This is a genomic window from Alicyclobacillus fructus (assembly GCF_017329605.1).
GTDB lineage: Bacteria > Bacillota > Bacilli > Alicyclobacillales > Alicyclobacillaceae > Alicyclobacillus > Alicyclobacillus fructus.
Genome location: NZ_JAFMTY010000001.1, coordinates 130,316 through 143,366 on the forward strand (window position 1 = coordinate 130,316; position 13,051 = coordinate 143,366).

The 13,051-nt window shown below is 61.6% G+C and carries 12 protein-coding genes; 3 read left to right on the forward strand and 9 right to left on the reverse strand.

Features of this window, described 5'->3' with window-relative positions:
- Positions 1-13: 13 nt before the first annotated feature.
- Together J3481_RS00650 and J3481_RS00655 are read right to left on the reverse strand one after the other, a co-directional pair.
- The gene (locus tag J3481_RS00650; protein ID WP_206830499.1) at positions 14-205 is read right to left on the reverse strand and encodes a hypothetical protein; all 192 of its coding nucleotides are present in this window, start codon (positions 203-205) and stop codon (positions 14-16) included.
- 49 nt (positions 206-254) lie between these two features.
- On the reverse strand, positions 255-1,649 hold the full coding sequence (locus J3481_RS00655; protein WP_206830500.1) for a glycine--tRNA ligase: 1,395 nt from the start codon (positions 1,647-1,649) through the stop codon (positions 255-257).
- A 166-nt stretch (positions 1,650-1,815) separates the two neighbouring features.
- Here J3481_RS00655 and J3481_RS00660 point away from each other — a divergent pair, with 166 nt between their 5' ends.
- Both J3481_RS00660 and lexA read left to right on the forward strand, forming a co-directional pair.
- Positions 1,816-2,607, forward strand: coding sequence for an HAD family hydrolase (locus J3481_RS00660; RefSeq protein WP_206830501.1), 792 nt, complete (start codon positions 1,816-1,818; stop codon positions 2,605-2,607).
- 69 nt (positions 2,608-2,676) lie between these two features.
- Positions 2,677-3,285, forward strand: a complete 609-nt coding sequence (gene lexA, locus J3481_RS00665; RefSeq protein WP_206830502.1) for a transcriptional repressor LexA — start codon at positions 2,677-2,679, stop codon at positions 3,283-3,285.
- Positions 3,286-3,372: 87 nt separating this feature from the next.
- Here lexA and J3481_RS00670 read toward each other — a convergent pair whose 3' ends face one another.
- The 4 genes from J3481_RS00670 to J3481_RS00685 form a co-directional block, all read right to left on the reverse strand.
- Entirely contained in the window at positions 3,373-4,770 is a 1,398-nt protein-coding gene (locus J3481_RS00670) for a sugar porter family MFS transporter (RefSeq protein WP_236010954.1), read from the reverse strand.
- A 144-nt stretch (positions 4,771-4,914) separates the two neighbouring features.
- Positions 4,915-6,348, reverse strand: coding sequence for a tagaturonate reductase (locus tag J3481_RS00675; protein ID WP_206830504.1), 1,434 nt, complete (start codon positions 6,346-6,348; stop codon positions 4,915-4,917).
- 37 nt (positions 6,349-6,385) lie between these two features.
- A complete protein-coding gene (iolB, locus tag J3481_RS00680) occupies positions 6,386-7,198 on the reverse strand; it encodes a 5-deoxy-glucuronate isomerase (protein ID WP_206830505.1) in 813 nt (270 codons plus the stop codon).
- 22 nt (positions 7,199-7,220) lie between these two features.
- Complete coding sequence (locus tag J3481_RS00685) at positions 7,221-8,717, reverse strand: UxaA family hydrolase (RefSeq protein ID WP_206830506.1); 1,497 nt, start codon at positions 8,715-8,717, stop codon at positions 7,221-7,223.
- 206 nt (positions 8,718-8,923) lie between these two features.
- Between J3481_RS00685 and J3481_RS00690 the strand changes: the two genes are divergently transcribed.
- Positions 8,924-9,937 (forward strand): substrate-binding domain-containing protein, encoded by a 1,014-nt coding sequence (locus J3481_RS00690; RefSeq protein WP_206830507.1) that lies wholly within the window; start codon positions 8,924-8,926, stop codon positions 9,935-9,937.
- A 29-nt stretch (positions 9,938-9,966) separates the two neighbouring features.
- Here J3481_RS00690 and glnA read toward each other — a convergent pair whose 3' ends face one another.
- The 3 genes from glnA to J3481_RS00705 all read right to left on the reverse strand — a co-directional run bounded on the left by glnA (position 9,967) and on the right by J3481_RS00705 (position 13,049).
- Positions 9,967-11,304 carry a type I glutamate--ammonia ligase gene (gene glnA, locus J3481_RS00695; RefSeq protein WP_206830508.1) on the reverse strand — a complete coding sequence of 446 codons (1,338 nt, stop codon included), beginning with the start codon at positions 11,302-11,304 and terminating at the stop codon, positions 9,967-9,969.
- Between the two features lie 22 nt (positions 11,305-11,326).
- Positions 11,327-11,713, reverse strand: coding sequence for a MerR family transcriptional regulator (locus J3481_RS00700; protein ID WP_328702024.1), 387 nt, complete (start codon positions 11,711-11,713; stop codon positions 11,327-11,329).
- A 67-nt stretch (positions 11,714-11,780) separates the two neighbouring features.
- The gene (locus J3481_RS00705) at positions 11,781-13,049 is read right to left on the reverse strand and encodes a methionine gamma-lyase family protein (protein WP_206830543.1); all 1,269 of its coding nucleotides are present in this window, start codon (positions 13,047-13,049) and stop codon (positions 11,781-11,783) included.
- Between the last annotated feature and the right edge of the window lie 2 nt (positions 13,050-13,051).

Consider the following 13,051-nt stretch of genomic DNA (forward strand, 5'->3'; position numbering starts at 1 on the left):
TGTGGGTTGTCTCTCAGCCGTTCGACTGCCTCTTGCCGTGAGGCACGTTCGCCCGGTGATACGCCTTCCAGGGAACCACAGCATCCAACCGCGAACTCAGCAACTGATTCCGCCGCTCCACAAACGCCTCCACCTCGTGGTTGTGGTGCAGCTGACCGACGAAGGTGAAATCGTCGTTGTGGTGTTGCGTGTGTTCACCTGACATCTGACCCACCCCCGGCTTAGCATGACTCGATCCGTCCGCCTTCATGCCCTCACCAGGGCGCGCCGGAAGATTGAAGCTTTTCATCCAGCCAGGACCGCACGCCCTCGATGGGAATCCGGACCTGCTCCATCGAATCTCGCATCCGGATGGTGACTTGGCCGTCCGTGTCGGAGTCGAAATCGTAGGTCACGCAGAACGGCGTCCCGATCTCGTCCTGACGCCGGTATCTCTTTCCAATCGAACCTGTCTCATCGTAATCCGCGCTGTAGTAGCGGATGAGGTCGAGATACAGCTTGTGCGCGGGTTCGTTCAGCTTCTTCGAAAGCGGCAATACGGCCACTTGGTACGGTGCGAGCTTGGGATGCAGCCGCAAAACGACCCGCGTGTCCCCTTCGGACACTTCTTCCTCATCGTAGGCATCGGCAAAGACCGCAAGAAACAGTCGATCCGCGCCGATGGACGGCTCAATGCAGTACGGGATGAACGGCTCCTTCCCCTCTTCCTGCACCGCCATGTTTTCCCCGGAGTGTTCCTGATGCGCCCGGAGATCGTAATCCGTGCGATTGGCCACTCCCAAAAGCTCTCCCCATCCAAAGGGAAAGCGGTATTCGATGTCCGTGGTCGCCTTGCTGTAGTGCGACAGCTGCTCCTTGGCGTGATCGCGGAACCGCAGGTGTTCCGACTTGATGCCGAGCGACAGCAGCCAGTCCATGCACGTCTGCCGCCAGTACGCAAACCATTCCTCGTCTTCACCGGGTGCACAGAAGAACTCGAGCTCCATCTGCTCGAATTCACGCGTGCGGAAGATGAAGTTCCCCGGCGTGATCTCGTTCCGAAAACTCTTGCCAAACTGCCCGATGCCAAAAGGCAATTTCTTACGCATCGTCCTTTGGACGTTTTTAAAGTTCACAAAAATCCCCTGAGCCGTTTCAGGGCGGAGATACACCTCGTTGGCCGCATCTTCGGTGACGCCCTGAAAGGTGCGGAACATCATGTTGAACTGGCGGACGTTGGTGAAATCATGGGCGCCACAGTTCGGACATGCGATGCCAAGTTCTTCAATCCACCGCTCCATCTCCGCAAACGGAAGCCCGTCCACCACGAGAGACTTGCCTTGCGCCTCCGCCGCCTCCTCAATCAGCTTGTCAGCGCGGAACCTTGCCTTGCACTGGCGACAGTCCACCATGGGATCGTGGAAGTTGGCCACATGTCCGGAGGCCACCCAGACCTTTTTGTTCATCAGGATGGCCGAATCCAAGCCCACGTTCAGCGGATTCTGTTCGATGAAAAATCGCCACCAGGCCCGCTTCAAATTGTGCTTCACTTGAGCTCCGAGCGGCCCGTAATCCCATGTGTTGGCCAAGCCCCCATAAATCTCGGAACCCGGAAAAATGAATCCTCGCCGCTTTGCGAGCGACACCAACGTATCCATTGTCACCTGCATCGACAGATCCTCCTGCTCGTCCTCAATATGGCTATGATAGCCGAGGCTCGCGCGTGTGCGCAATCCGCGCATGTCCGCAGTGCCTATTTTGGCAAGGTGATGTGTATAATGAATTTTCGACTGGTCTCACACCGGCGCGAGCGGTCGCAGCATGGGGGGAGAGTTCGTGAAGACCAAGCAACGCGTCAAGATGGTGTTTCTCGACATTGACGGAACGCTGTTTGTGAACGGGCGGATCGTGCCGAAAAGCGCTGCCGCAGTCGCAAAGCTCATCGAAAACCGCGTTCCTGTAGCCGTTTGCACGGGTCGCAGCGTCATTCATGCGCAGCACGTTCAAGCTTCCCTCGGGATTCCGTACGGCATTTATTTTAACGGAGGCTTGGTGAAGGCTGGCGAACGAGAAATCTTTTCCTTGCCGTTCTCTCGGACGGTCGTCCGAGGCATCCTGGAAGCCGCGGAGCGCCGCGGAATCCAGACGATTATTCACACGCACGATCGCGCCTTCAGCCTGCAGCCCATCCCGTCGGACTACCTGCCAGTGTTGGCCTCCTACGACTTCCCGCCCATCGCCTGCGAGCCGACCATGGCCGAGCGGCTGGACGAGATCGGGGTGTTTCAGTTGAACGCGTTCATGACGGCCGAATGGGACAGCGTGTTTGAGCAGGAATTTCCCGAATGCTACGTCTACCGCTGGCACGATCAAGCCGTCGACTTCCAACGCCGCAAATCCGATAAGTCCATCGGCGCGTTGCACCTCCTCTCCTTCCTGGGCATTTCGCCCGAAGACTGCGTGCACATCGGAGACGGGGGCAACGACATCGGGATGTTTCGAGCGATGGGCTATTCGTACGCGATGGGCAACGCGAACGAGGACGTGAAACGCGCCGCGAAACGAGTGACGTCGACGGCCGAGGAAGGCGGCGTCGCCGATGCCTTGGCCGATCTCGGCCTCATCTAGTCCAACGCGAACACGTGTTTGCACCCATCGGCCCAACGTGTTACAATGAGGCCGAAGGGAGTGGGGACGGTGAGCGGTCTCACGGCTCGGCAACGCGCAATTCTCGAGTTTATTCGAAAAAACATCCGCGAGAAGGGATATCCACCGTCGGTGCGCGAAATTGGAGAGGCTGTCGGCTTGGCATCCAGTTCGACCGTGCACGGGCATCTCGAACGCCTGCAACAGAAGGGTTACCTGCGTCGAGATCCAACAAAGCCGAGGGCGCTCGAACTCCTCGTCGATGAGGACGACACAAACGATGTCGTGCTGGCGCCCATTGTCGGCCGTGTGACGGCGGGACTTCCCATCTCTGCGCTCGAAGATATCGAGGGCTATCTGCCGCTACCCCGCGATGTCGCGAAGGGCGACGAGGTCTTCGCGCTGCGCGTGATGGGCGAGAGCATGATCAACGCGGGCATCCTGGACGGAGATCTGGCGATTGTGAGGCGGCAGACGTCCGCCGACAACGGCGATATCGTCGTCGCCATGACGGATGAGGACGAGGCCACCATCAAGCGCTTCTATCGCGAGGACGGGCGCGTGCGCCTTCAGCCCGAAAACGACTCGATGCCACCGCTCTACTTCCCGAATGTGACGATTCTCGGGAAAGTGATTGGCATCTTTCGGCACATCCGATAAAAAAACATGCGGCGCAAGCTTCGGGGCTTCGCCGCATCTTCAGGACACCTCGAGAAAGACCAGGCAAAGAAACCGTTCGTCGTTCGGTTACATCGAGCGCCCTCGCTCCGACTGGAGCCAATCGCTCTGAATCCTCTCCATCGTCTTTTTGCTCGTCTCGGGCACGGCGCGGTGCATGAACACAGCCATGGCGATGCAGAACAGCGCGAAGATCCAGAACGTCCACGTCCCGCCGATGGCCTGCAGCAGAATGGGAAAGAATTGCGCCACGAGATAGGTCGCGAACCAGAGCGCGAAGGACGCGACGGCCATCGCGCGGCCGCGGATCGCCGTGGGATAGATTTCGGACAGGACAATCCACACGCCGCCGCCCCAGGACAGCTCATAGGCGATGGTGTGCGCGAAGACGAGCGCCAGCACCAGCCACGTGATCATATGGGGCAATGCGAACGCGATGCCCAGGATGACCAAGAAGAGGGCCATCAAGCCTCCGTTCCACACGAGCAACCGCTTCCGCCCGACGCGGTCCACGATGAGCATGAGCACGATGACGAAGATGACCTTAATGGCGCCAATCCACACGGTGTCGTAAAACGAAGCGTTGGTGCCGGCGCCCGCCGCCTTGAAGATCATCGGCGCATAGTAGCCGACAGCGTTGGTGCCTGTGAACTGCTGGAAGATGGCGAGCACCACGCCGATGCCGAGCGCCTTACGAATCCCCGGGCGCGACAGCTCTTGAAAGAGCGAATCGGGCAGGACTTCAAGCGACTTCCGAATTTCGTCGGCATCCAAGCGCGCCCGGTCTGGACCGCTCACGCGCTCGAGAATTGCGACAGCCTGCTGTTCCCTCCCTCGCTTCATCAGATAGCGCGGGCTCTCCGGCACAAAGAAGAGCAGCGCGAAGAAGATCACGGCCGGAATCACGCCCATGGCAAACATCCAGCGCCATCCCGTCGTCTGGTTCCACGCCGTGGTGTGCGAGCTGACGATGGCCGCGTTCACGAAGTACACAATGAAGATGCCCGACACGATGGCCAATTGGTTCGATCCGACCAAACGCCCTCGAATGCGCGGCGGCGCAATCTCAGCGATATAAAGCGGAGACAGGAGCGACGCCAACCCGATTCCGACGCCCCCAATGAAGCGCCCGAGCACGAGCACGCCGACGCTCGGCGCGAAAGCCGAGATGAGGCTTGACGCAATAAAGATGACGCCCGCCACCGATAGCGCTTTCTTTCTCCCGAACGAATCGCCGAGAAAGCCTGCGATGAGCACGCCGAGCATCGCCCCGAGGTCGATGCTGCTCGAGACCAGACCCGTGGTCGCGGCGCTCATGTGAAATTCCGATTTCAAAAACTCATTCGCCCCGGCGATCACGCCTGTGTCATATCCAAACAACAGGCCGCCGAGCGATGCGATGATAACCACAGTCACGACATAACCCAGATTGGGCCGGTACTCCACCTGAGTCACTTCCGCCTGCATCAAGGTCTGTCACCCCCTGTACATTCGTCGCCACTCGCGCGCGGTTGTGCCACCTCTCTTTGCCGCTCCACGCCTTCGATCGCGGCCGCGACACGGCCGAGCGTCAAAGAGCCGCGTCACCCCCCTTCCAGCCATGTCCGCCGTTCACCATGCGGAGGCCGCCTGAACCGGCCCTTCTTCGAGCGCCGTCTCGACAAATCGAATCCAGGTGTCCATCACGCCCGGCAGCTCGGTCAAATCCGCAGACCACAGCGCTCCGTCCGAAAGAATGTCCCGCGCGGAGGCCCGCACGTCCTCTTGCCACAGCGCTTTCAAGCGGTCCGCAGCCGGATCGCCCTCGGCCGCATGCTCCATGCCAGGGCGATACGCCAAGCACACCGAGGCGAGGGCGGCTGTGAGCCTGCGGAAGTCGCCTCCCCTTGCCGCGGCGTCGAGAAGGGTCGGAACGAGGCGAATCCTCGCCTTCGAGATGGCATTCGCGGCGATGGATCGAAGCTTGTGCTCGAGATACGGATTCTGAAAGCGCTCCAGCACATTGCGCGCGAATTCGCGCAACATCTCCGGACGGTTCATCCGCCACGCGGTCGCAGGCACGATCTCGTCCTGAATCAGTTCGCGGACGAACGCGGACAGCGCGGGATGTTGCATCACCTCAAGCACCGTCGTCAGTCCCGCCATCAGCCCCAAGTTCGCGAGTGCGGTGTGCGCGCCGTTCAAGGCCCGGAGCTTCTGCAGTCGGAAATCGCGGATGTCGTCCGCGTAGAACACGTGAAGCCCCGCTTCGGGAAACGGCCACACCTCCCGCAGCCGATCACTCCCCCGGATGGCAAACAGATAGTACGGCTCGACCGTCACCGCCAGTTCGTCCTCGTACGGAAGAGGAGGATGGCCCGCGTACGGAGTCACAATGCGATCGACCAGGGTATCGCAGAACTCTACGCGATCGCCCAACCACGCGTGAAAATCGCCCTCGAGCTGCCAGTCCTCCGCGTGGCGTTCCACAATCGCGCGCAACTGTTGGCCATTGTCGTCGATGAGCTCGCAAGGGACCACGATCATCCGCCCGTCTTCCCGCCAGCCGAGCGCGCGATACCGCTCGTACAGGTACTGGGTGAGCTTCGCCGGGAACGTGCTCGGCGCTTGACGGGACGGCCGTGGCACGGGCTCATATCGGACGCCGAGCTCCGTGGTGTTTGAGACCGCGATCTCGACCTGCGGATTGCGCGCCAGTTGCAAGACCTGGTCCCACTCATGGGACGAATCGATGGCGCGGGCCACGGAGGTCACCACCTCCGCCTGTTCGAGAGACCGCCCGTCCCGAAGCCCGCGCACCATGACCGTGTAGAGGCCGTCTTGCTCGCGGAACTGTTGGATGTGATGCGCGCCGCTCGGCCTCGGATTCACGACGGCGATCCGCCCCTGAAACCTGCCGGATTGATTCAAACGATGGACGAGCCAGTCGACAAACCCTCGCAGAAAGATGCCTTCCCCAATCTGCACCACGCGTACGGGCATGGCCTGAGCCCTCTCGTAGCTCGCGCGAGTCTCGCCTTCCAGCGTACCTGCGTGTAACCGCATCCTCTCTCGTCTCCCCACCATGCGCGGTGTCCAATCCTCAACCCCAGGAGCGCTCGCGAATCCAGGCGTGAGCCGGATCGTCGTGTGGAATCATCACGCGATCGACAGGCCCTGCCATGAGCCACAGGTAATACAGTTGGTACCCACCGGCGGCACACACCGGATGGTAGCCGCGCGGGATCATGAACGCGTCGCCGTGCTTGACCCGGTAGGTTTCGTCGATGGCTCCGTCCGAGGTGTAAATGGACTGCAGCCCAAAGCCGCCAGGAGGATCGATCTGATAGAAATAGATCTCCTCCATCAACGCTTCGACGCCGGGAAGGTACTCGTCGTGTTTGTGTGGGGGATAACTCGACCAGTTGCCGGGCGGATTGAACGTCTCCCCGACGATAATCCGGTGAACCTTTCCCTCCGCCTGTTTCACGACAATGTCGTGCACCTTGCGCTCGAAATTCGCCTCGCCCACGGTCTTGATCTGAACCTCGTCGGGCGTCACGACGAACGGCTCGTGCACCTGTTCGGCGACCGCCTGGCAGACCGCGACTTCAAGCGCGCCGTCCCCTGCGTTTTCCACGCGAAACGATTGACCCACAGGCACGTAGACGGCCGTTGCAGGCCCCGCGAAGACGTTGGCTCGTTCGTACGGTCCAAACACCTTTCCGCCGATCGAGACGCGCATGGCGCCCGCCAGAAGAACCAGGACCACTTCGCGCCCCTCGATGGCGGCGTCGTGCGCCTCCCCGGCCGCGAGCCTCAGGTGCCCGAACGAAATCCACTTCAATCCTGCCTCGTTCTGCTGGGGCACCAACTCGTGATAGCCGTGTTCCGACGTTCCTCTCACCAGATACATCCTTACCCATCCTCCGTTTCGCTTAAAGGGTGACGCCGTCCTTGAAGATGGCGATCTCGCGATACCCATTCACTTCGTTTTTGGCCAGCTCTTCCCCCGATGCCACGCGAATTACCTTCTGCAACAACTCGTCCGCAAGCGCGTCCATCGACTCCCCGAGGACGATCCGCCCGGCGTCGAAATCGATCCAGCCCGGTTTCGACTCGGCGAGCGGATGATTGCTCGCGATTTTAAGCGTCGGAACCGGTCCTCCAAACGGCGTGCCCCGCCCTGTGGTGAATAGGATCAACTGCGCGCCGCTGGCCGCGAGCGCGCTCACGGAGACCATATCGTTGCCGGGTGCCGAAACCAGGTTCAGCCCCGGTTTCACGGCCGGATCGCCATACGCGACCACGTCCACCACCTGCGACAGTCGGCCCCCCTTTTGCACGGCGCCAAGCGACTTTTCCTCGAGCGTGGTGATGCCGCCCGCCTTATTCCCGGGAGACGGATTCTCGTACACCGGCTGCCCGTGGCGCGTGTAGTAATCCTTCCACGACTGAATGAGGTCCACGATTTTGGCGAACGTCTCGGGGCTGTCCGCGCGGTTCATGAGCACCGTCTCGGCGCCAAACATTTCGGGCACTTCGGTAAGGAGTGCGGTGCCGCCCCGCGCGACGATCCGATCCGCCACCTGCCCCACCAGCGGATTGGCCGTAATGCCAGACAACCCGTCCGAACCGCCGCACTTCAACCCCAACTTGAGCCGAGACACGGGAACGGGTTGGCGCTGGCACGCCTGCGCCCGCTCGACCAAGCCCTCCAAAAGCCGCAATCCGTCCGCGAACTCGTCCGCCGTGCGCTGGAGTTCGAGAAACGCCACCCGTTCCAATGACGAGGGGGCAAGCCGCTCGCGAAAGGACTCAATCCGGTTGTTTTCGCAACCGAGGCCAATCACGAGCACGGCGGCGGCGTTCGGATGGCGAACAAGGCCGGCGAGCAAGGACTGGGTATACGTCAAATCGTCCCCCAGCTGCGAGCATCCGTAGGGATGGGCGAAGTGGTAGACCCCGTCGATGCCGCGGCCGCGCCATCGGGCATCCGCCATGGCCGCCAACCGCTCAGCCACCTTGTTGACACATCCCACGGTGTTCAGGATCCAGATCTCGTTCCGTACGCCCACCTGGCCGTCCGCCCGCACATACCCCATGAACGTCAACCCATCGTCCAGCACGGGCGCGGGCGATCCGCTCGGGCGATACACGTATGAACCGCGTTCCGTGAGCGCCGTGCGCAGGTTGTGGGTGTGCACCCACTCCCCCGGCTCGATGTCCTGCGCGGCCACGCCGATGGGAAAACCATACTTCCGCACCGGCGCTCCGCATGAGACGCGCCGGATGGCCAACTTGTGGCCGAGCGGAATCGGCGCACGAGCTGCGACGACCCCCAAAGGCGTCTCCACCGCCTCACCCGCGTCGAGCGGTTCGAGCGCGACGGCCACATCGTCGACCGGCGAAAGCTGTAAGATCTTCGGCGCCACGCGGAACCGCCTCCCTTCCTGTGCTCGCAAGTCGCAAGCGAACAGCAGTTAACCTAACTGTTAAATTAACATGAAAGACAAACAAGAACGCGATTGAATGAATGCGATTTCTTTCAAAGTTCATCTGAAGTATACGACCCTCGAAAATGCGTTGTCAACATGTTATCATTCACACTAGGAGGACACAGAGAGGGCGGGGTGAACGCATGACGACCATGGCAGATGTCGCGAAGCGCGCGGGTGTCTCCATCATGACCGTGTCGCGCGTGGTGAACCGCTCGGGATACGTGAAGCCTTCCACGCGCCAGAAGGTGCTCATGGCGATGCAGGAACTCCATTACGTCCCGAAAGGGCAGCAGTCGTCGACGCACGACACCTGGATGCTCATCGTTCCGGACATCACCAATCCGTTTTTCACCTTCATCGCGCGCGGCATGGAAGACGTGGCGCGCAAGCATGGTTTCCGCGTGTTCATCGCCAACACGGACGAGGATCTTGACAAAGAGCAGGAGTACGTGCAGATGTGTCTTGACTATCGCGTCCGCGGCGCGCTCGTCGTGCCCGTCGGCGATCCTTCGCGCGAAACGCTCGCCAGGCTGTTCGAGAACCAGGTGCCGTTTGTGTTGATCGATCGCGAGATCGAAGGACTTGACGCCGACCTCGTCAAGGGCGACATTCGCGAGACCTCGCGCCGGTTGGTCGAACATCTTCTCGATCTCGGCCATGAACGGATCGCCGCCGTGGTGGGGCCTTTGCACAGCGCGTCGAGCCGCGAGCGGATCGACGGGTATCGCGATGCGTTGCTTCAAAGAGGACTGCCCGTGGACGACCGGCTCATCTTCACGGCCCCCATGACGAGGGAAATGGACGCATCGTTTGTGGACGAGCTGGTGCGCCGCCCCGATGCCCCCACCGCGCTCTTTTTGGGCAACATGTTTCAATATGCGCACATCGTCCGCAGGCTTCGCGCACTTGGACTCAGGATTCCAGAGGATATCAGCGTGGTCAGCTTCGGAAATACGGACGATCTCGCCTCGGTCGACTCGCTCGCGACCGCGGCCGTTCAACCCGCCTATAACTACGGTTCCCTCGGCGCGCAGCTGTTGCTCGAACGCATCGAAGGCGTCCGCAAGACGACGACGAAAATCGTGCTCAATTCGGAGATCGTGATGCGCAGCTCCACCGCGCCGCCCGCTCTCCGGACAGCGATCAAGGGGTGACCGCTGAGCGGCCACCCCTTTGCCGTCCTTCAGTAGATGGTGAAGTACTGCTCGCGCTCCCATTCCGTCACCTGCGTGCGGAACATGTTCCACTCGATCCGCTTGGCCTCAATGAAGTGCAACAGGACGTGATCGCCCAACGCCTCCATGATCACCGGATCCCGGATCAGCGCGTCCAACGCTTCGTTCAGGTTTGACGGCAGGCTGCGAATGCCCGCCTCTTCCTTCTCCGCCTCCGTCATCATATAGATGTTCCGGTTGACCGGCGGAGGCGGCTCCAGCTCCCGCTCGATCCCGTCCAAACCGGCGGCAAGCAGAGAAGCGATGGCGAGGTACGGGTTGCAACTCGGGTCGGGGCTTCGGACCTCGACTCGCGTTGACATGCCGCGGGCGGCGGGCACGCGGACGAGCGGCGACCGATTTTTGCCGCTCCACGCGATGTAACTCGGCGCCTCATACCCCGGCACGAGCCGTTTGTACGAATTCACGAGCGGGTTGCAGATGGCGGTGAAGGCACGGGCGTGCTCCAACAGGCCGGCGACGAAGTGGAGCGCCGTCTGGCTGAGCCCCATCTCGCCGTCTGGATCGTAGAACGCGTTCTGCCCGTCGCGGAACAGCGACAAATGGGTATGCATACCAGATCCGTTGATCCCGTACAGCGGCTTGGGCATGAACGTCGCGTGCAGGCCGTGTTCCCGCGCCACCGTCTTCACGACCAAGCGAAACGTCGTGAGGTTATCCGCCGCTTCCACCGCCTCGGCATAGCGGAAGTCGATCTCGTGCTGTCCCGGTGCAACCTCGTGGTGAGACGCCTCAATCTGGAACCCCATTTGCTCCAGGGCCAGAACGATATCCCGGCGGCAGTTCTCGCCGAGATCGACCGGCGCCCAGTCAAAGTAGCCTCCCTCGTCGTTCAGATCGAGCGTTGGTTTTCCGTTTACATCCAACTTGAACAGGAAGAACTCCGGCTCCGGGCCGACGTTAAACGCGGAAAAGCCCATGGCCTTGGCCTTCTCGCAGACGCGCTTGAGCACCGACCGCGGATCGCCTGCAAACGGCGTGCCGTCCGGAAGGTTCACATCGCAGATGAGCCTCGCCACTTTGCCCTGCGGCGTATCCCAGGGAAAGACGAGCCACGTCGAGCGATCCGGCGCGAGATACATATCCGACTCCTCGATGCGAACGAAGCCTTGAATCGATGAACCGTCAAACATAATCCGATTGTCGAGCGCCTTGGGCAACTGATCGACCGGGATCTCCACGTTCTTCACAATGCCGAGAAGATCGGTGAACTGGAGACGCACGTAGCGCACGTCGTTCGCTTCAGCCAGTTTCAATATTTCTTCTTTTGTGTATTCTTTGCGCATACAGTCCTCCCTCGCGGCTCACTCAGCGGTGGCGATAGAAGCGGGACAGATCTCCTTGAAACTCGCCCGTTTGCCTTCGCTCCATCAGCTCGCGTTCAAGCCACTGATAAACTTCGGAATCCGGCACGTCTTTGGTCGCCAACGGACGACTGGCCCTGGGCCGCTTGTCCTTCTCCAGAAGGTTGCGCTTCACGCTCGCGATGTTGTGACCTTCGTCGAGCAACTGCCGAATCTGCATCAGGCGCTCCACGTCGGCGAACGAAAACTGCCGCTGATTTCCGGGCGTGCGCGCCGGCTGGATCAATCCGTGTTCTTCGTAGTACCGGATTTGCCGTGCGCTGAGCCCCGTCAGCTTTTGCACCGTGCCAATCGAAAACAAGGGCATGTTCCTGCGCTCTTCCAAATCCACGGCGCGCCCCTCCCTGTGCGACCTGTTGACACTAATCGTAACATGGAGGGCGCGCCGCGACAATCACTCACGTGATATTCTTTGACGCAAACGGCGCGACGGCGGCCACGACTCGCCGCACCGCGATGACCGCATGTTCATACGTGAGACCGCCCTGCACGTAGGCCACATACGGCGGGCGCATCGGCGCGTCGGCCGTCAATTCCAGGGAAGCCCCCTGAATCCATGTCCCCGCAGCCATCACGACGGGATCGGCGTATCCCGCCATCGGCGCCGGTTCCGGCCGCACATGCGCGTCGACCGGTGCCACGGTTTGAATCGCCCGGCAAAACGCGAGCAGGCGGTCCGGCGCGCCGAGTTCGACCGACAGGATGAGATCCGTTCGATCCGCGCCAGGCTCGGGCGACACGCGAAATCCGAGCCCCTGGAGCGCGGCCGCCATGAGCCGCGAGCCTTTGACCGCCTGGAGCACCGCGTGCGGAGCGAGAAACGCAGCCTGAAACATCGTCAGGAGGTACGGCCCCGTCGGCCCATACTCGGCGGCCGTTCCCGGCGCGACGAGCCGCGCGGCCACCCGTTCCACGATGTCTCGGCGTCCGACCACGTAGCCGCCCGTCGGGCAGAGCCCCGCGCCCGGGTTCTTGATGAGCGAGCCCATCGCGACATCGGCGCCCACATGACAGGGTTCGCGCTCCTCCACGAACTCGCCGTAGCAGTTGTCCACGCCAATCCACGCCTCGGGCTTCGATTGCTTCACCACCGCGAACGCCGCCTCCAGTTCCGCAATGGAGAACGACTGCCGCTCGCCGTACCCGCGCGATCGCTGAAACAGCACCATTCTGACGTCCGGCGCACACACCGCCCGCTCGATGGCCGCAAGATCCATGCCGCCGTCTTCTGCCAACGGGACGATCTCGACCTCCACGCCATACTCCGCGAGCGAGCCAACCGCCGGCCGCAGCCCGAGCGTCGGGTGAAGCGTGTCGTACGGAACGCCTGTCGCGACCACGAGGCGGTCGCCCGGCCGCAGACACCCGAACAGCGCAAGCGCAATGGCGTGCGTCCCTGAGACGATCTGCGGGCGCACCAGAGCGGCCTCGCCGCCGAACACGTCGGCGTAGATGGCCTCAAGCTTTTCCCGCCCCGCGTCGCCGAGACCGTACCCCGTCGACCCGACGAGATCGAACTGCGCCACCTCGTGCCGCCAAAATGCCTCGAGCACGCGCTCCTGGTTCGCCAGCGCAATGGCCTCCGATCTGCGTTGATACACCTCGATCTGCCGCTCGCACGCGGCCACGTAGGCTTCGATCTCCTCCTGCTTCGGTTGTGCTAACATCC

What these genes read in the sequence shown, in the direction of transcription:
- J3481_RS00675 (WP_206830504.1), bottom strand. Translation starts at nt 6,348, where the DNA reads ATGCGGTTACACGCAGGTACGCTGGAAGGCGAGACTCGCGCGAGCTAC.
- J3481_RS00650 (WP_206830499.1), bottom strand. Translation starts at nt 205, where the DNA reads ATGTCAGGTGAACACACGCAACACCACAACGACGATTTCACCTTCGTC.
- J3481_RS00655 (WP_206830500.1), bottom strand. Translation starts at nt 1,649, where the DNA reads ATGCAGGTGACAATGGATACGTTGGTGTCGCTCGCAAAGCGGCGAGGA.
- J3481_RS00670 (WP_236010954.1), bottom strand. Translation starts at nt 4,770, where the DNA reads ATGCAGGCGGAAGTGACTCAGGTGGAGTACCGGCCCAATCTGGGTTAT.
- iolB (WP_206830505.1), bottom strand. Translation starts at nt 7,198, where the DNA reads ATGTATCTGGTGAGAGGAACGTCGGAACACGGCTATCACGAGTTGGTG.
- J3481_RS00690 (WP_206830507.1), top strand. Translation starts at nt 8,924, where the DNA reads ATGACGACCATGGCAGATGTCGCGAAGCGCGCGGGTGTCTCCATCATG.
- glnA (WP_206830508.1), bottom strand. Translation starts at nt 11,304, where the DNA reads ATGCGCAAAGAATACACAAAAGAAGAAATATTGAAACTGGCTGAAGCG.
- J3481_RS00705 (WP_206830543.1), bottom strand. Translation starts at nt 13,049, where the DNA reads ATGTTAGCACAACCGAAGCAGGAGGAGATCGAAGCCTACGTGGCCGCG.